Raw genomic sequence first — 16,961 nt, forward strand, 5'->3', positions numbered from 1 at the left:
GCGCGCAATCCCGATACCGGCCAGCGCCGGATCGAGCAGATTACGGCGCGCGGGGATGTGTTCTATGTCACGGCGACCGAGACCGCGCGCGGTGACCGCGCCGTCTACACGCTGTCCAATGAAGTCGTTGTGCTCACCGGCTCGGTGGTGCTGACGCAAGGATGCAATGTGTCGACCGGCGAGGAGCTGGTCATCAACATGCAGACCGGGATTTCCCGCCTGACCGGCGGTAATGGCCGTGTGCGCAGCCTGTTCTTCTCGCAAGGCGAGGAAGCGCCGGTCTCGGCAGAAGACTGCCCGGCACCGGTCGTGCCCGGCCCCGAGCCGGAGCGCTATCGCGAGGATTTCCTGTCTGACAGCGAAAGCTGATTTTCCCGCCAGACAGCCTGCCAGGCGGGCGGCGCTGCGATTGAACCGCCTTGCGGCCTTGCCATGGGGAGGCGGGCCCTTGCAAGGATGGGGCCAGTCCGGCGCGCTTCACCAAATGTTAGCTCTGCCGCGATAACCCTTTGATGGAAAGGGGCAGGGGTAATGACGGGAATGACCATGCCAGGCAGCCAGGCCGAGGGCCTCCACGTCGATTCGATCGGCAAGGCGTTCGGCAAGCGCGTTGTGGTGAAGTCTGTTTCCCTCACGCTCCGGCGCGGCGAGGTGGTCGGACTGCTCGGCCCCAATGGCGCTGGCAAGACCACCTGCTTTTACATGATTACCGGCCTGATCCCTGCCGATCACGGGCGTATCCTGCTCGATGGCGAGGACATCACCGCCTTTCCGATGTTCCAGCGCGCGCGCCTTGGCATTGGCTATCTGCCGCAGGAAGCCTCGATCTTCCGGGGCATGACGGTCCTGGAAAATGTCACGGCCACGGCCGAAATTGCCGAGAAGGATGCCTCGCGCCGCAAGACGCTGATCAATGATCTGCTGGAGGAGCTGGGCGTTGACCATTTGCGTGACAGCCCGGCCATGGCGCTGTCAGGCGGCGAACGCCGCCGGGTGGAGATTGCGCGCGCGCTTGCGACGCGTCCCGGCTTCATCCTGCTCGATGAACCCTTTGCCGGCATCGACCCGCTGGCCATCGCCGATATCCGCGACCTCATCCTGTTCCTGAAACAGCGCGGCATCGGCATTCTCATTACCGATCACAATGTCCGCGAAACGCTGCAGATCACGGACCGGGCCGCCATCATCCATGATGGCGAAGTGCTCTTCGAGGGCTCGCCCGGCGCCGTCCGGGAGGATCCTTCCGTGCGCCGCGTCTATCTCGGCGACAGCTTCCAGTAGGAATATCCACCATGGCAAAGCTCGGACAGAGATTGGAGGCACGCCAGGGGCAGGGGCTCGTGATGACCCCGCAGCTCCAGCAGGCCATCAAGCTTTTGCAGCTCAACAATATGGAGCTGGCCGAGTTCGTGGAGGAGGAGCTGGAGCGTAACCCGCTGCTGGAGCGCGACGAGCGCCCCGAGCCGGGCGGCGAGGACGATCGTGCGCCCGCTGCCGAAGCGAGCGACCCGCATGGCGAGCTGAGCTTCGACACGCCCTCTTCAGCCGCCGATGAAGCGCTCGATGCCGATCGCGAAGCCATGTATGCCGACAGCGCCCCCGATCTGGCGGGCGCGCGCGATTCCGGCGGCGCGGTCGACTGGTCACGCGCGGGCAAGGGCGGCGGCGGTCTTGATGGCGAGGCGTTCGACGCCGCCTCCCATGCCAGCCGGGAAAAGACCCTGCGCGAGCACCTTCACGATCAGCTTGCCGATCTGGCTCTCACCGGCGCCGACCGGCTGATCGCGGCGCATCTGATCGATCTGGCCGATGATGATGGCTATATGCGCGCCGACCTTGCCGAGACCGCCGAGCGCCTGGGCGTCACGGTGTCGGAGGTGGAAGCCATCCTTGCCAGCCTGCAAGGCTTTGAACCGGCCGGCGTGATGGCGCGCGGCCTGCAGGAATGCCTCGCGCTTCAGCTGGCCGAGCGCAACCGGCTCGATCCGGCCATGGCGGCGCTCGTCGACAATCTGCCGCTTCTGGCAAAGCATGACTACGCTGCGCTTCGCGGCCTGTGCGAGGTCGATCAGGAAGATCTCGAGGACATGATTGCCGAGCTGAAGCGCCTGACGCCCAAGCCGGGCCTCGCCTTTGGTTCAGACAGCACCCGCGCCGTGGAGCCGGACGTCTATGTGCGCGAGCGCCCCGATGGCAGCTGGGCGGTGGAGCTGAATACCGACACGCTGCCGCGCGTGCTGATGAATAACCGCTATGCCGCGCAGATTGCGCGCACCGCCCGCACGGCAGAGGAAAAGACCTTCATCACGGAGTGTTCGCAGAATGCCTCCTGGCTGGTCAAAAGCCTCGATCAGCGCGCGCGCACCATCCTGAAAGTGGCCAGCGAGATCGTCCGCCAGCAGGATGCGTTCCTGGCCAAGGGGGTGGCGTGGCTGCGCCCGTTGAACCTGAAGACGGTCGCGGACGCGGTTGGCATGCATGAAAGCACGGTCAGCCGTGTGACCTCGAACAAGTATGTCTCCACACCGCGCGGCCTGTTCGAGCTGAAATACTTCTTCACCTCGTCCATTGCCTCTGCCGATGGCGGTGAAGCGTATTCAGCCGAGGCGGTGCGCTTCCGCATCAAGGCGATGATCCAGTCGGAGACGGTCAACGAGGTAATGAGCGATGACGCCATTGTCGACCGCCTGCTGGCCGACGGCATCGAGATCGCCCGCCGGACCGTGGCAAAATACCGCGAGGCGATGAATATCCCCTCCTCGGTCCAGCGCCGCCGGATGATGAAGCGGTAGAGGACAGCCCGGCGCAATCTGTCGGTTTCGTCATTAACCAGTTATCTGCATTGACGCGCCCGCCCGGCTTGCTACCGTCACTGCATCCGGCCCAGAACCGGATTTTCGGCCACGCGTTGTATCAGACGCACGGGGCCTTTTGAAAAAAGAGGCTCCCTGCACTCCGCGCAACGCGCCAGCGGCAGATGGAGCCAACATGCACATCCAGTTTGTATCCAAAGGTATTGACGTTTCTCCGGCCCTGCGTGAACGCATCGAGGGCAAGGTGGAGGAAGGTACGGCGAAATACTTCAGCCGTCCGGGCGAGGCGTTTGTCACCGCCGCCAAGGAAGGGTTCGGTTTCAGGGTGGAGTGCGCGCTGCACCTGCCGTCCGGGGCTTTCCTGCAGGCAACCGGTGAGGGCGCGGACGCCTATGCGGCCGCCGAAGTCGCCGTGGAGCATCTGGAGAAACGTCTGCGCCGCTACAAGCGCCGCCTGAAGGATCATCACGCAGAGAACAAGCAGGAATTGCCTGCCGAGGAGACACCCATCGTGGTGTTCCGCGGCAATGGCCGCGCCGTCACGCTCGATGAGGACGATGCCGACATTGATGATGGCGGCGCAACGGGCGGCAGCGAGCCGGTGATCGTCGCCGAGACGGTGGGCGAGCTGCGTACGCTGACCGTCTCCATGGCGGTGCACGAGATGGACGTGCTCGATACGCCGTTCATGCTGTTCCGGAATGCGGCAAGCGGATCGCTCAATGTGGTCTATAGACGTCCTGATGGTCATGTGGGGTGGATTGATCCGGCTCGAGCCGCTAAAGACAGCGCCGTTCGCTGACAGGGGCCCGTCTGGGGCCCACCGACAAGCAAAGGCGTGACATGGCATTGTCAGACCTGATTCCGCCCGGCGGGGCGGTAGCAGACCTGCCCGGCACCAGCCGCAAGCAGGTGCTGCAATCCCTGTGCGATCTGGCGCAGCGCACGCTGCATGTGCCCGCGCGCCGGGTGCTTGATGCCGTTATGGAACGTGAAAAGCTCGGCTCGACGGGTGTGGGCGATGGCGTGGCCATCCCCCATGCCCGCACGAGCGATGTCGACCGGGTGTGCGGCGTGTTTGCGCGCCTGAAGACGCCGGTCGATTTCGATTCTGTCGATGGCCGTCACGCCGATCTCGTCTTCCTGCTTCTGGCTCCGGAAGATTCCGGCGCCGAGCATCTGAAGGCCCTTGCGCGGGTTGCGCGCCTGTTCCGGCGCGAGGATATCCGCACCGCCCTGCGGGCTGCGCCGGATTCAGCCGCTGTCGGCGCCATCCTTTCCGGCATGGCCCATACCGACGCGGCGTAACGGCCCTTTAGCGCTGCATGCCCGCTTCGATGCGCCCGTCGGCGTACACGATCGCGTGCTTCATGCCTTGCGAGTTGTAGCGGGCGCTGACCTCACCTCTTGAATCGACAGCGATGATGCCGCCATCGCCGCCCAGCTCGGCAATGTCATCGAGCACGCCCTGCACGGCCTCTTCCAGGTTAGACCCCAGATAGCGCATGCGCGCCGAGACATCGGCCGCGGCGTTCGCCCGCATGAAGTATTCGCCCTGACCGGTGCAGGACACGGCGACACGGGCATCGGCCCAGGTGCCAGAGCCGATAATCGGCGTATCACCGACCCGGCCCCAGCGCTTGCGCAGCGTTCCGCCGGTCGAGGTGGCGCCGCACAGGATACCGTCTGCGTCCAGCACCACGCATCCCACCGTGCCGGTCGCTATCTCGCGCCCGTCGGGCACGGCGGCAGGCTGGTAGTAGCTTTCGGGATCACTGATCTCTTCAATCTCGTGCGAGCGGGCAATGTCCGCCGCGCCCGCTCCAGCGATCAGCACATGGGGCGTCGAATCCATGACCACGCGCGCTGCCGTGATGGGCGAAATGAAGCCCTCCAGCGCGGCAACCGCGCCCGCCTTGCGCGACGGGCCTTCCATGATGGATGCGTCGAGCTCGTAGCGGCCAGCCGTGTTGGGCGAGGCGCCGCGCCCTGCGACATAGAGCGCGCTTTCCTCCATCGCCCGGACCAGCTTCACCGCAATGTCGACCGCATGGCCGCCCCCGGCCAGCAAGGCCTTTCCCTCTTCGGCCAGTTCGCGCAAATGCGCGACTTCACGCTCATAGGAGCGATTGGCCAGCACACCGGCGCCTCCGTGGAGGACAAGGGCAGTCGGTCGGGTCATGGGCGGCTCTCCGGTTCGGGTCGGGATCGTGATGCTGGCTCATAACATCCCCGTGCTTCCCTCAGAAGCGCCGAGGCGCTATTTCCTGATACCGGCGCGGTGCGTGTGCGCATCGCATGTGCAGCAAAACAAGCAGTCCAACGGGGAGATTTTCCATGCAGTTCAAAGGCGCAAGCGCGGTTGTCACGGGCGGGGCATCAGGTCTGGGCGAGGGCACGGCCCGGCGTCTGGCAGCCGAGGGCTGCAAGGTGGCGATCTTCGATCTGAATGCCGAGCGTGGCGAGGCTCTCGCCAAGGAGCTGGGCGGTGTCTTCGCCAAGGTGAACGTCGCCGACGTGGAAAGCGTGAAGGCCGGTTTCGAAAAGGCGCGCGCCGCCAACGGGCAGGAGCGGATCCTCGTCAACTGTGCCGGCATTGGCTGGGCGGAAAAGACCGCGCGCCGCTCCTCCTCGGGCGAGATTGTCGGCCACCAGCTCGACAAGTTTGCCCTCGTCGTGAACATCAACCTCATCGGCTCGTTCAACTGCGCCGTGCTGTCCGCCGAAGGCATGCTGACCCTCGACCCCGACGCGTCGGGCCGGGGTGTCATCATCAATACCGCGTCTGTTGCAGCGCAGGACGGCCAGATCGGCCAGGTTGCCTATTCGGCCTCCAAGGGCGGGATTTACGGCATGACCCTGCCGATGGCGCGCGATCTCGCGCGTGAGGGCGTGCGGGTGAACACCATCCTGCCGGGCTTCTTCGAGACGCCGATCTACCAGCAAATGCCGCCGGAAGTGAAAGTGAACCTCGCCAGCCACCTCCAGTTCCCGCAGCGCTTTGGCACGCCGGCCGAATATGCCGATCTCGTCGCCTTCATGGTCGGCAATGACTACATCAACGCCGAATGCGTCCGCCTCGATGCCGGCGCGCGCATGCCCCCGAAATAGCGCTGGCAAGATACCCGGGGTTACCGCCGGGGGGGGTGGACGCCCCCCGGCACGCAGCGCCGCAAGCGCGACCGCGCGCCCGCGCCAATGCGCGGAACATCGCAACGCGGATGCGTTGCGAGACTAAAAGAACTGGGTTCCGGCTTTCGCCGGAATGACGAGGGTGGAGTGCGCCGCCGCCTGCTTTCCCGCTCCTAACTGCAATTCATTCTCAGCTGCTATTGGCAGGCTTTCGCGCGTCCTGTAGGTGAGACTTATTCTCAGTTACATTTCATCTCAGGGACGACGCCAGTTCGATGCGCTCACTTCTTCTTGCCGGCACGGCCATGCTGGCCCTTTCTGCCCAGGCTGCGGCCAACACCGCCAATGATGCCGATCTCGATGTCGAGACGATCACGATCATCGGCCTGAAGGGCGATGCGCGCGATGTCGCAGGCGCGGCCACGCTGCTGCCAAGCGAAGTCCTGCAGGTGCAGGACTATACCGACATCAACCGGGTGCTGCGTCAGGTGCCGGGCGTGAACATCCAGGAAGAGGACGGGTACGGCCTGCGGCCGAATATCGGCTTGCGCGGCACCGGGCTCGACCGGTCTGCCAACATAGTCCTGATGGAAGACGGCATCCTCGCCGCGCCAGCGCCGTATTCGGCGGCGGCAGCCTATTACTCGCCCTATGTCGGCCGCATGGCAGGGGTGGAAATCGTCAAGGGGGCGGCCGGTGTCCGCTATGGTCCGCGCACGCAAGGCGGATCGGTCAATTTCCTCTCCACGCCTGTGCCCGAAAGCTGGTCGGGACGTCTGGCGATCACCGCCGGTGAAGAGGAGGCGCGCCGCGTCCATGCCTATGCCGGTGGCATGACAGAGGTTTCGCAAGGCGTGCGTCTGGGCGGGCTGGTCGAGGCCTATACCGATAGCGCGGACGGGTTCAAGACGATCGATTTCAACCCTGACCAGACGACCGGGTTTGACCTGACCGATTTCGGCGCCCGTCTGCGCGCGGAGTTTGACGGGGAAGGGGTGAGCCATGCGGTAGAGCTGCGCTACCAGACCTCCGACGAGACGTCTGACGAGACCTATATGGGCCTCACCGATGCCGATTTCGCGGCCAATCCCTATCGCCGCTATGCCGCCAGCGCCAATGACCAGATCAATGTTGATCAGTCGCGCTGGGTGCTGCGCTATGACGCCGCGTTCGATAACGGGCTCAATTTCACCGCGCTGACCTATCGCGACGAAGTGGCGCGCAACTGGTTCAAGGTGGAAGGCGTCAATGCCGGGGCAGGCCGGCGCTCTCTGGGCGCTGTGTTGTCCGATCCCGTCACCTTTGCCGCGGAGTATGCGGTGCTGACCGGGCAGCCGGGCCTTGTCTCCATCGATGGCGCGGTCATCAGCCGCAACAATAACCGCTCCTATCTCGCCGAGGGTGTTCAGGTGGAGCTGGCAGGCGATGCAAGCCTGTTCGGTGCGGCGCATCGCTGGCGGGTGGGTGTGCGGGCGCACCGCGACAGCGAAGACCGTTTCCAGAACGAGGTCTTCTACCGCATGGACAACTCGCAGCTGGTCCAGACCGGCGCCCAGGCGCCCGGCCAGCATGATAACCGGATCAGCGAGGCTGAAGCGCTCGCCATCTTCGTTCAGGATGAAGTGAGCTTTGGCGCGCTCACCCTGGTGCCGGGCCTGCGCTATGAGCGCATCGAGGGCACGCAAACCCGTTGGGCGGGCAGCGATCCTGCGCGCACCGGCGCCACGACCGTGACCGGCAGCACGACCGATGTTCTGATCCCGGGCCTTGGTGTGCGCTACCAGCTCAGTGAGAGCATCGCCCTGTTTGGCGGCGTACATCGCGGGTTTGCCCCGTCTTCTCCGTCCTCGCAGAGCGACCCGGAAGACGCCGTGAACTGGGAGGCGGGCCTGCGCTGGACCGGTGAGGCAGCCTTTATCGAGGCGGTCGGTTTCTTCAATGATTATTCCAACCTGATCGGCACCTGCACGGCTTCGACGGGCGGGGGCTGCACAATCGGCGCCCAGTTCGACGGCGGCGAGGTGGATGTCAGGGGGCTCGAACTGTCCGCCGGTACGGATCTGGCCGCCTTTGCAGGCTGGAGCGTCATCGCGGTGCCGGTACGTGCGGCCTATACTTGGACCGATGCCGAGTTCCAGACCGCCTTTGCGTCGGGCTATGGCCCCTGGGGCAATGTGCAGGCGGGCGACCAGCTCCCCTACCTGCCGGAGCATCAATGGTTTGCGTCTATCGGTCTGGAGCAGGGCCGCTTTGGCAGCCAGCTGGCCATCACCTGGAACGGCGAGCGCCGCACCGTGGCGGGGCAGGGCAATATCCCCGCCGGTCAGTTCCTCGATTCCTATGCCACGGCAGACCTTGCCCTCTGGTATGACCTGACCGAGGCGGTGCGCGCGCGGGTGCAGGTCCGCAACCTCACCGATGAAGCCTATGCCGCCTCGCGCAGCCCGGCGGGCCTTCGCCCGGGTGCGCCGCGCGCGGTGCTGGTGGGTCTGTCAGCGACCTTCTAGAACCGGCCCACGGCGGCAATGAAAAAACCCCGGACCGGCTGGTCCGGGGTTTTGCTGTTTGCGTTGCGAAGCCTTTACTGAACAGGCGGGCGCACCAGCGGACCCAGATTGCGGATCACGTCAGCGGCGTCGAACGCGTCGGGGCTGTCCGGTGTCGGACCCCGGCCAAGCTGGATCTCGGCCATGGCCTCGTAGCGGGTCACTTCGCGCAAATTGATGTCATCCCAGAACGGGTCACGCCAGCCATACCAGCCATGACGCGGGTGGTAGTAACGGTAGAAGACATCAAAGTGGCCGTAAGGGCGCATCGGCGTGGTGCCGGTGAAGCGGCGCTCGGCCTCGGTATCTCTGCGGATCAGGCGGAAATAGTCATAGCCCTGCTCGCGGGTCAGTTCCGCGGCCCGGTAGAGCAGGAAGGTCTCCACAGACTGGCGCTCGGTCAGTGAATTGCCCGAAAAGGCGACCGAAAACCGGTTCTGCTCGATCTGCTGTTCAGAGTAGCCATACCCTCCCGCGCTCGCGGCGCGCTGGTAGGGTGTCGATTCCGCGCACGCGGCCAGAAGGGCTGCGCTGGCGGCAAATCCTGCAAGTAAGCGCTTCATGCGTACCTCCGGGTAGATAGCTCTTCCCAAGCCCTGACAACAAAGATGGGGCTGGATCGTTCCAAGGCAAAGCCTAGCCGCTGGCGGGCACTTCGGCCAGCAGGTGCGGTCAGAGGAGGCCGAGACGGGCGAGTTCCGCTTTCAGAGGTCCGGCACCGGTGAAGTGATGCACGGCGAACCCGGCGCGGGCACCGGCCTCGATATTGTCCAGCCTGTCATCGATGAAGAGGGTCTCTTCCGGCGCAGCCGATATGCGCTGCGTTGTCAGCGCATAGATCGCAGGGTCGGGCTTTACGAGGCCTTCCTGACCGGAGATCACGGCGGTCTCGAACAGGGCAAAGGCCGGATAGAGCGCCAGCACGTCCGGCCATTTCTCCGCCGGCATGTTGGAGAGGGCAAATTGCGAAACGCCGCGCGCGTTCAGGGCTTCGACAAGGCCGTCCATGCCGGGCATGTAACCGTCGAACATGGCATTCCAGCCCGTGTCCCAGGCTTCGATCAGGGTTGCCTGATGCGGGTGCCGGGCGATCAGGGCTTGCCGGTTTTGAGCCATGGCAACACCGCGATCATGAGCCTCGTGCCAGTCAAGCGTACAGACAGACATGAGAAAATCCCGGCGCGCATCTGCGTCCGGGATCAATCGGCGGTAGAGATAATCGGGGTCCCAGTCGACCAGCGTGCGTCCCAGATCCCAGAGGATGGCACGCACGGGCACGATTCAGAGCGCCGGGTAAGTGATCTAGCCGGCGCGGGCCTTGAAGCGCGGGTCGGTCTTGTTGATCACGTAGACGCGGCCACGGCGGCGCACCACCTGGCAGTCGCGGTGCCGGGCTTTCAGGGAGCGGATGGAGCTGCGCACTTTCATGGGTCTTGTCTCGTACCTGGAGCGGGGCCGGAAAGCCGCCCGCGTGTTCTAGGGAGCGCAGGTGTTACAGTCCGCCCCGGCGCAAGTCAACCGCCAGCGCATCATGGCCTGCACAGGTGTTGAAGGGCCTACTCGATGAGGCGGACATAGCGCTCCGAGCTAACATCGAGCGCGGGGCATTCCATGATGATGCGGATGTCATCATAATCCCGGTCGGTCCAGCCCATCTGGGTCCAGTTGGCGGTGCCGCCGGGCAGTCCCGGCGGGCGGTCTTCCCAGCCGAAATACATGTAGCGGCCCGGGCTGCAGCCTTGGGTGGCCTGTTGCGGCGTGCGGCCGGTGCCCGAGGGAAGGATGCCGCCTTCGCTTGCGGGCCGGCAGTCTTCCAGGCTGTCGCACAGGATTGTTTCCAGAATGTCGTATTGCAGGCCGGCATGGCGTTCCTCGCCATTCACCCGGCTGGTGTCGGAGAAATAGCGATGCCGGCACGGATTGGGGAAATCCGCTGTTGCCGTGTGCTGGCACCAGTTGCGGTCATTATTGGGATTCTGGTCGATCCGTTCGGAATTGTTACGCGAGAAGCGCAGATTGTAGAGCTCGAAGCTGATCGCCTCGCCTTCCTCGCAGCGCGGCCATTGATACTGGTTCGGCCAGCGGGTCAGGAAGTTCACGCCGTTATTGTCCTGCACGGGCGTGCGCTGGGTACGGCGTTGCTCCATCGTCTTGCCCGAATCCGGGTCCGGATCGAAGCAATAGACATAGACGCGGTTATAATCGCCTGCTTCCGGGTCGAGCCAGCTCACCTCCGGTGGTTCGTACTGTTCGAGTGCCTGGTGCAGGCGCGCCGTTGCCCGCACCGCGACGCGGACATTATCGCTAACCCCCGGCAGGGAATGCATGAGGATGGTCGGCACGCGCGCGCTGGCATCGACCGTGAAGTCGAGACCGTCCCAGTTGCCGTTGACGCTGAGCCCGGTGAGGCCCGAGCCGCCAAAAGCGGCCATCACGCGCGTGTTCATCGCATTTATCTGGGAGGAAAAGTCGGTCGTGGGTCCGCCCACGGCGGCGTTCAGCGCCGTGGCATCGGCTTCGGCCTGAAGGGATGTGCGCACATTGATAAGCTGGGCGGTATCGACTGCCACCCCCGCCAGTCCCATGACCGGAACCAGCGACAGCGCAAAGATCACGGCAACATTGCCAGACCGGTCGCGGAAAAAACGTGCGAGGCGTTTCATGTCGTCCTGCCCTTGCCCGGACCGCGCTGGCGCGGCCCTCCATGCCTTGCCGGACTGCAGGCCTGCAGCCGGACATACGCGCGCAATCTAGCAGGCAAGCCTTAATGAGCGGTGAGAAAACATAATTAATTTATATGGTTAGCGTAAACCATCTGCTAACCATGGACCCTGCGGTGTTCATCACGCGTTGATCTTGTCCGTGCTAGAAGAAAGACTTGCGCCCTGATCCCCGGTTGAGGACTCTGTGACCATGCCAAACCTTGTGCGTTTTCCCCTTCGCCTGAAGGCTGCCGGCCGCTCGGCTCTGGCCGGTCTTGTGCTGGCCTCGTCGCTCGCCGGGCTTGCTGGTGCACAGGATATTCCCTTCACGGCCTGGCGCGACGGGTTCGCCTCTGATCTGCGCTCGGAAGGCGTTGATCCGGCCATCGTCTCGGCCATGCTGGACGGGCTTGAGCCTGATCCCACCGTAATCGAGCGTGACCAGACCCAGCCTGAATTTGTCCGTCCGATCTGGCAGTATCTTGAAGGCGCGGTCTCGGACGCCCGTGTGTCCAACGGCCAGCGCGCGGCGGCCGGTATCAGCGATACGCTGATCGGCGTCGAGGAACGCTTCGAGGTGGACCGCCATATCCTTGTGGGCATTTGGGGTCTTGAAAGTGCCTATGGCGAGATCCAGGGCAATTTTGACGTAGTGCGTTCCCTGTCGACGCTGGCCTGGGAAGGCCGCCGCCGGGGCTGGGCCGAAAGCCAGCTTCGCGCTGTCGCGCAGATGATTGCGCGCGGCTATGCAAGCCGCGATGACCTTCTGGGCTCCTGGGCAGGCGCGATGGGCCAGACCCAGTTCATTCCGGCCACCTATATGGAGCGCGCGGTCGATTTCGATGGCGATGGACGCCGCGATATCTGGCGCAATGAGGGCGATGCGCTGGGCAGCGCCGCCAATCTTCTGGCCCGTGCGGGCTGGGAATATGGTGAGCCGGTCTTTACGCAAGTGAGCCTGCCCCAAGGGTTTGACTTTGCAGGCTGGAGCGAGAGCCAGCGCCGCAATGTCGCCGACTGGGCGGCGCTGGGTATCAGCCCGGCCTCGGGTGAATGGGCGGCTGACGATCTTTACCGCTCCGCGCGGCTGGTAATCCCGGCTGGCGCGAATGCACCGGCCTTTCTGGTCTATCGCAATTTCGAGGCGCTCCTGCGCTACAACAATTCGACCGCCTATGCGCTGGGCGTGGCGTATCTCGCCCGCGCGTTCGAGACGGGTGATGCGGGCATGGCGACCGGCTGGCCGACGGATAATCCGCCGATCAGCCGCTCCCAGTCGCGCGAATTGCAGGAGGCGCTTGCCCGGCTCGGCTATGATCCGGGCGGGCTTGATGGTGTGGTCGGACCGAACACGCGCCGTGCCATTCGCGCGTTCCAGAGCGCCAATGGTCTTGAGCCTGACGGCTATGCGGGGCTGGCTCTCTATAACGCCGTGATCGCGGCCGACGCGGCGCGGTAAATAACAGTTGTCGTCGTTCCCGCGCAGGCGGGAACCCAGAGCCGCTGGCGACCGACTGAGCGTTGTGATCTCTGGACCCCCACCTTCGTGGGGGTGACGAGGAGAAATAGCCTCACACCACGCCGCCTTCGTCTTCGCCCTGCTCGAGAGGCGCAGCGGCGAGGCGCACGCGCGGATGGAAAGCGGCAACGGCCAGCGCCACACACGACAGCACGATATTGAGCATGAAGGGCGCGGTCGGGCCCACCGCCTGATAAAGCCAGAGGCCTGACAGGGGTGCGATCAGGAAGCCAAGGCCGGCTGTGGCGGCGGTCACGCCGGCAGCCCGGCCCTGCTCGCCGGGTTTGACGGCAAGGCTTGCCCCGCCGGTAAAGCCGGAGCGGGCAAAGCCGAAGCCCAGAGAATTCAGCAGAAATCCGAGCACGATCGAGGCATAGCCGCCCGAGAAGATCAGCTCTATCTGGCCAGCGAGTGTCAGCCCGGTTCCGATCAGCATCAGCACGCGCGGCGATACTTTCAGGGCCGGAATGGCGACAAGCTGGGCAAAGATCAGGGCGGCGGCACCTGCTGTCAGGGCGACGCCTGCAAGCTGCAATCCGGCGGTGGTATCAAGCTCCAGCCGGTCCATGACAAAAAAGCCGATGGCCTGCAGGCTCGCCGCCTGCACCAGCCAGGCCGCACAGCCAAACAGCACGAAGGCGCGCACCCGTCCGTCTCCGGCAAACGCGAACTGGGCGAGCGGATTGAGCGGACGGCGGTCGCGCGCGCTTGGCGGTGTATTCTCCGGCAGCGTCAGGCGCACGATCAGGGCGCAGGCTCCGACTAGCACCGCGATCATGATCATGAAGGGCACCATGCCGATGCGTTCGGAAAACGCCGCTGCGAGCGCCGGGCCGATCATGCCGCCAAGGGCAAACGCCGCAGTCATGCCGGCGAGGGCCTGTGTGCGTTCGGATGGCGCGGTTCGGTCTGCCACATAGGCCTGTGCAGCCGGGCCGGTCGCAGAGCCAAAGGCACCAAAGAGCGCGCGCGCCAGCGCCATGGCCAGCACGGCGACCAGAGGCGGCAGGAAGCCGCTCTGCCCGGCCCAGGCGCCTGCAGCGAGGATGACCGTCGAAGCGGCATAGGTGCCAAGGCCGAAGACCACCAGAGGCCTTCGTCCATAAAGGTCTGACAGGCCGCCCCATACCGGGCTCATCGTCAGATACATCAGGGCGGAGAGGGTGTAGATCGCGCCGACATAGATCTCGTCAATGCCGATATCGCGCGCCAGTGGCGGCAGAATCGCAAACAGCATCGAATTGCCGATCCCCACTGCCATGAGGCAGATGAAGAGAAGGCGGAAGGCGCCGCGCCGGTCCGCCCGTGTCTGCTGGTTTGCGGTCAGGGGCATGGGCTAGAGGCATAGTCCTGCCCGGCCATCGCGTAAACGCTCCGCTAACAGCATGAAAACCGGGCTTTAAGCATCTTCGCGTAGAAACGTCCCGAAACCGGACATGGGCCGGGGGAGGAGAAGCGGAAAAATCCGCCCTTTCACCCGGTCCGGCCAGAACGGCTCCGGAAGACTGCGGGATGGTGGGTACATGTTTCAGATAATCGGCATTGTCGTTGTGTTCGGCATGGTGTTTGGCGGCTTCATGCTTGCCGGGGGCCATTTCGACGTCATTCTCAAGGCCCTGCCTTTCGAGCTGATGATGATTGGCGGCGCCGCCGTTGGCGCCTTCCTTATCGGCAATTCGGGCAAGACGGTCGGCAAGACCGCCGGCGATCTCGCCAAGCTCTTCTCCGGTCCGAAATGGAAGCCGCAGGACTATCGTGACCTGCTCGCGCTTCTGTTCTCGCTGACCAAGACGATGAAGACCAAGGGTGTCATCGCGCTGGAAGCCCATATCGAGAAGCCGCACGAGAGCACGCTTTTCTCGAAATATCCGCGCATCATGAAGGACCATTTCGCCGTCGACTTCATCTGCGACACGCTGCGCATGATGACGATGAACCTGGAAGATCCGCACCAGGTTGAAGACGCGATGGAAAAGCAGCTTGAAAAGCACCATCACGAGGCCGCCGGCCCTGCCCATGCGATGCAGAACATGGCCGACGCCCTGCCGGCGCTGGGCATCGTGGCCGCGGTGCTCGGCATCATCAAGACGATGGGCGCGATCACCCAGCCGCCGGAATATCTCGGCGCGATGATCGGCTCGGCGCTGGTGGGTACTTTCCTCGGCGTGTTCCTCGCCTACGGCTTTGTCGGCCCGTTCGCGAACCGCCTGAAGGAGATCTATGACGAGGAAGCGATCTTCTACAAGATCATCCAGAGCGTGCTGGTGGCTCACCTGCACGGCAATGCGGCCCAGATTTCGGTCGAGATCGGCCGGGGCAATGTGCCCAGCGCCATGCAGCCGAGCTTCACCGAGCTGGAAGAGGCGCTGTCGAGCATCGGCTCGGAGTAGAAAAAGACAAATCGGGGGATTTGCCTTGTCAGGGGCCGCGGCGGTGACGCTGCGGCCCTTTTTCTTGCGTGAAGGGCCGGATTGCCCCCGCCCGGCTTCGCGTGTAGCCGGTGGGGCATGAGCGACAGCCTTGTCAGACCCCTTGCCGATCTTGACTGGAGCGAGCCGGGAACGCCGCGCGCCCGCGGGGGCGATGTCTATTTTTCTGCCGAGGATGGCCTGGCCGAGACACGCGCTGTGTTCCTCGACGGGTGCCGGCTGGCGGAGCGATTTGCCCAAGGCGGGACGATCATCATCGGTGAGACGGGCTTTGGCACCGGGCTGAACTTCCTGGCCGCCTGGGAATTGTTCGAGGCGGTCGCCCCTGCGAACGCGCGCCTGCATTTTATGTCTCTGGAAGGCTTTCCGCTGAGCCGGGGCGATGCTGCGCGCGCCCTCGCAGCGTTCCCGGAGTTGCGTGAAAAGGCCGAAGCGCTGGCGGCGCTCTGGCCGCTGCCATCGAAAGGGCCACACCGGCGCATTTTCGCTGGTGGACGGGTCGTGCTCACCGTGTTTCACGACGAGGCGCACGAGGCTCTGACGGCGATGGATTTCGCCGCCGATGCCTGGTTCCTCGACGGTTTTGCCCCCTCCCTCAATGGCGAGATGTGGTCACAGGATGTGTTCGGCCATATCGCGCGGCTGTCCAAGCCCGGCGCGCGTCTTGGCACGTTCACCGTGGCGGGCCATGTGCGGCGCGGCCTCGCAGAGGCGGGTTTCTCGGTTGAACGCGTGCCGGGCTTCGGACGCAAACGCCAGCGCCTCGAAGCGGTGTTCGAGGGCGGGGCCTTGTCGGCTGGCGTCCCCGCGCCTTCACGCATCGCGATCATTGGCGGCGGCGTGGCGGCGGCGAGCCTTGCCTTTGCGCTAAAGGGCCGCGGTGTGACGCCGCACATCATTGCCAGTGGAGGCTGGGGTACCGGCGCATCGGGCGGCATCGCCGCCTTGCTGACCCCGCGTCTGGAAGCTGCCGATCGGCCTCATGTCCGTGCGCTTCTGGCGGCATTTGACTATGCCCGAACGCTTTTTGGCACGATGGACGGGTTTCACGGTTCAGGTGTGCGACGCGTTGAAGGCGGCAATGACGGGGCGGGACGCCTCAATCGTATTGCCGCGATGATGGCGGGCGCCGGGATCAGTCCCGTTGCAGACGGTCTGGCCATGGAGCGGGCCGGCTGGCTGGAGCCAGCCAGGATACTGCACGCATTGGCTGGCGATCTGGCTGTGCTGGATCGCGGCGCCGCACGGCTGGAGCCGCTTTCAGGCGGAGGCTGGCGGATCAGCGATTCTTTTGGCGGGCTTGTCACCGAAGCAGAGTGCGTGGTTCTGGCGCCGGGCGCAGGCGCGATACCTGAGGGAAGCGGCCTTCATCTGCCAGCCTCGGGTCTTCCCGGCCAGACCGCCCGGTTTGCCTATGATGGACCTGAAATCATCCGGCCTCTGGCCTGGGGGCATTATCTTGTCCCGCTGCCTGACGGGTCTGTCCTTGCCGGGGCGACGCATGAGCGCGGCGGGGCGCTTTCCGCCGATGAGGCAGCCGCGCAAATCCGGGAGGCTGTAGTTGCCTTCGACCCGGTCATCGGGGAGGGGCTTGGCGCCGTCCTTGAGCACTGGGGCGGGGTGCGCTGCGTCCTGCCCGACCGTCTTCCGGCTGCCGGTCAGGCGACTGGCCGCGATGCGGAGCCGATCGAGGGGCTCTATGTGCTGACCGGATTTGGCGCGCGCGGCTTTGCCCATGCACCGCTGCTGGCTGAACATCTGGCTTGCCTGATCTGCGGCGAACCTTCGCCGCTCGCCCGTGATGGCGCGGCGAGCCTTGA

General features: G+C 64.7%; 16 protein-coding genes. 10 read left to right on the plus strand and 6 right to left on the minus strand.

The genetic code is table 11. From position 1 onward, the window contains the following. From ACTS2Z_RS01100 to ptsN, 5 genes are all read left to right on the plus strand, one after another. Window positions 1-369: LptA/OstA family protein (locus ACTS2Z_RS01100; protein ID WP_442571390.1), on the plus strand; the 369-nt coding region annotated here is incomplete at its 5' end. A 171-nt stretch (window positions 370-540) separates the two neighbouring features. Next, complete coding sequence (gene lptB / locus ACTS2Z_RS01105) at window positions 541-1,281, plus strand: LPS export ABC transporter ATP-binding protein (protein ID WP_442571404.1); 741 nt, start codon at window positions 541-543, stop codon at window positions 1,279-1,281. A gap of 11 nt (window positions 1,282-1,292) precedes the next feature. Further along, window positions 1,293-2,792, plus strand: a complete 1,500-nt coding sequence (gene rpoN / locus ACTS2Z_RS01110) for an RNA polymerase factor sigma-54 (protein WP_442571391.1) — start codon at window positions 1,293-1,295, stop codon at window positions 2,790-2,792. A 196-nt stretch (window positions 2,793-2,988) separates the two neighbouring features. Next, window positions 2,989-3,615, plus strand: coding sequence for a ribosome hibernation-promoting factor, HPF/YfiA family (gene hpf, locus ACTS2Z_RS01115; protein WP_442571392.1), 627 nt, complete (start codon window positions 2,989-2,991; stop codon window positions 3,613-3,615). A 41-nt stretch (window positions 3,616-3,656) separates the two neighbouring features. Beyond that, window positions 3,657-4,121, plus strand: coding sequence for a PTS IIA-like nitrogen regulatory protein PtsN (ptsN, locus tag ACTS2Z_RS01120; protein ID WP_442571393.1), 465 nt, complete (start codon window positions 3,657-3,659; stop codon window positions 4,119-4,121). Window positions 4,122-4,128: 7 nt separating this feature from the next. On the opposite strand, the gene ACTS2Z_RS01125 is transcribed toward ptsN, so the two are convergent. Next, on the minus strand, window positions 4,129-4,995 hold the full coding sequence (locus tag ACTS2Z_RS01125; protein WP_442571394.1) for an isoaspartyl peptidase/L-asparaginase family protein: 867 nt from the start codon (window positions 4,993-4,995) through the stop codon (window positions 4,129-4,131). A 155-nt stretch (window positions 4,996-5,150) separates the two neighbouring features. Here ACTS2Z_RS01125 and ACTS2Z_RS01130 point away from each other — a divergent pair, with 155 nt between their 5' ends. Continuing rightward, window positions 5,151-5,924: an SDR family NAD(P)-dependent oxidoreductase gene (locus ACTS2Z_RS01130; protein ID WP_442571395.1), complete on the plus strand. Its 774-nt coding sequence runs from the start codon at window positions 5,151-5,153 to the stop codon at window positions 5,922-5,924. Between the two features lie 296 nt (window positions 5,925-6,220). Further along, window positions 6,221-8,452 (plus strand): TonB-dependent receptor family protein, encoded by a 2,232-nt coding sequence (locus ACTS2Z_RS01135; RefSeq protein ID WP_442571396.1) that lies wholly within the window; start codon window positions 6,221-6,223, stop codon window positions 8,450-8,452. A 74-nt stretch (window positions 8,453-8,526) separates the two neighbouring features. On the opposite strand, the gene ACTS2Z_RS01140 is transcribed toward ACTS2Z_RS01135, so the two are convergent. From ACTS2Z_RS01140 to ACTS2Z_RS01155, 4 genes are all read right to left on the minus strand, one after another. After that, on the minus strand, window positions 8,527-9,054 hold the full coding sequence (locus tag ACTS2Z_RS01140; RefSeq protein ID WP_442571397.1) for a CC0125/CC1285 family lipoprotein: 528 nt from the start codon (window positions 9,052-9,054) through the stop codon (window positions 8,527-8,529). Between the two features lie 109 nt (window positions 9,055-9,163). Further along, window positions 9,164-9,769 carry an HAD family hydrolase gene (locus tag ACTS2Z_RS01145; protein ID WP_442571398.1) on the minus strand — a complete coding sequence of 202 codons (606 nt, stop codon included), beginning with the start codon at window positions 9,767-9,769 and terminating at the stop codon, window positions 9,164-9,166. A gap of 24 nt (window positions 9,770-9,793) precedes the next feature. Further along, window positions 9,794-9,919: a type B 50S ribosomal protein L36 gene (gene ykgO / locus ACTS2Z_RS01150; RefSeq protein ID WP_036511313.1), complete on the minus strand. Its 126-nt coding sequence runs from the start codon at window positions 9,917-9,919 to the stop codon at window positions 9,794-9,796. Between the two features lie 128 nt (window positions 9,920-10,047). Continuing rightward, window positions 10,048-11,154, minus strand: a complete 1,107-nt coding sequence (locus ACTS2Z_RS01155) for a TadE/TadG family type IV pilus assembly protein (RefSeq protein WP_442571399.1) — start codon at window positions 11,152-11,154, stop codon at window positions 10,048-10,050. Window positions 11,155-11,404: 250 nt separating this feature from the next. Here ACTS2Z_RS01155 and ACTS2Z_RS01160 point away from each other — a divergent pair, with 250 nt between their 5' ends. Further along, window positions 11,405-12,652, plus strand: a complete 1,248-nt coding sequence (locus ACTS2Z_RS01160) for a lytic murein transglycosylase (RefSeq protein ID WP_442571400.1) — start codon at window positions 11,405-11,407, stop codon at window positions 12,650-12,652. 112 nt (window positions 12,653-12,764) lie between these two features. Here the strand turns inward: ACTS2Z_RS01160 and ACTS2Z_RS01165 are convergent, their stop codons facing one another. Continuing rightward, on the minus strand, window positions 12,765-14,045 hold the full coding sequence (locus tag ACTS2Z_RS01165) for an MFS transporter (protein WP_442571401.1): 1,281 nt from the start codon (window positions 14,043-14,045) through the stop codon (window positions 12,765-12,767). A gap of 190 nt (window positions 14,046-14,235) precedes the next feature. Here ACTS2Z_RS01165 and motA point away from each other — a divergent pair, with 190 nt between their 5' ends. Together motA and mnmD are read left to right on the plus strand one after the other, a co-directional pair. Beyond that, complete coding sequence (motA, locus tag ACTS2Z_RS01170; RefSeq protein WP_442571402.1) at window positions 14,236-15,102, plus strand: flagellar motor stator protein MotA; 867 nt, start codon at window positions 14,236-14,238, stop codon at window positions 15,100-15,102. A 117-nt stretch (window positions 15,103-15,219) separates the two neighbouring features. Continuing rightward, a partial coding sequence (gene mnmD / locus ACTS2Z_RS01175; RefSeq protein WP_442571403.1) for a tRNA (5-methylaminomethyl-2-thiouridine)(34)-methyltransferase MnmD occupies window positions 15,220-16,961 on the plus strand: 1,742 nt, incomplete at its 3' end.

The organism is Glycocaulis sp. (assembly GCF_052168375.1).
GTDB lineage: Bacteria > Pseudomonadota > Alphaproteobacteria > Caulobacterales > Maricaulaceae > Glycocaulis.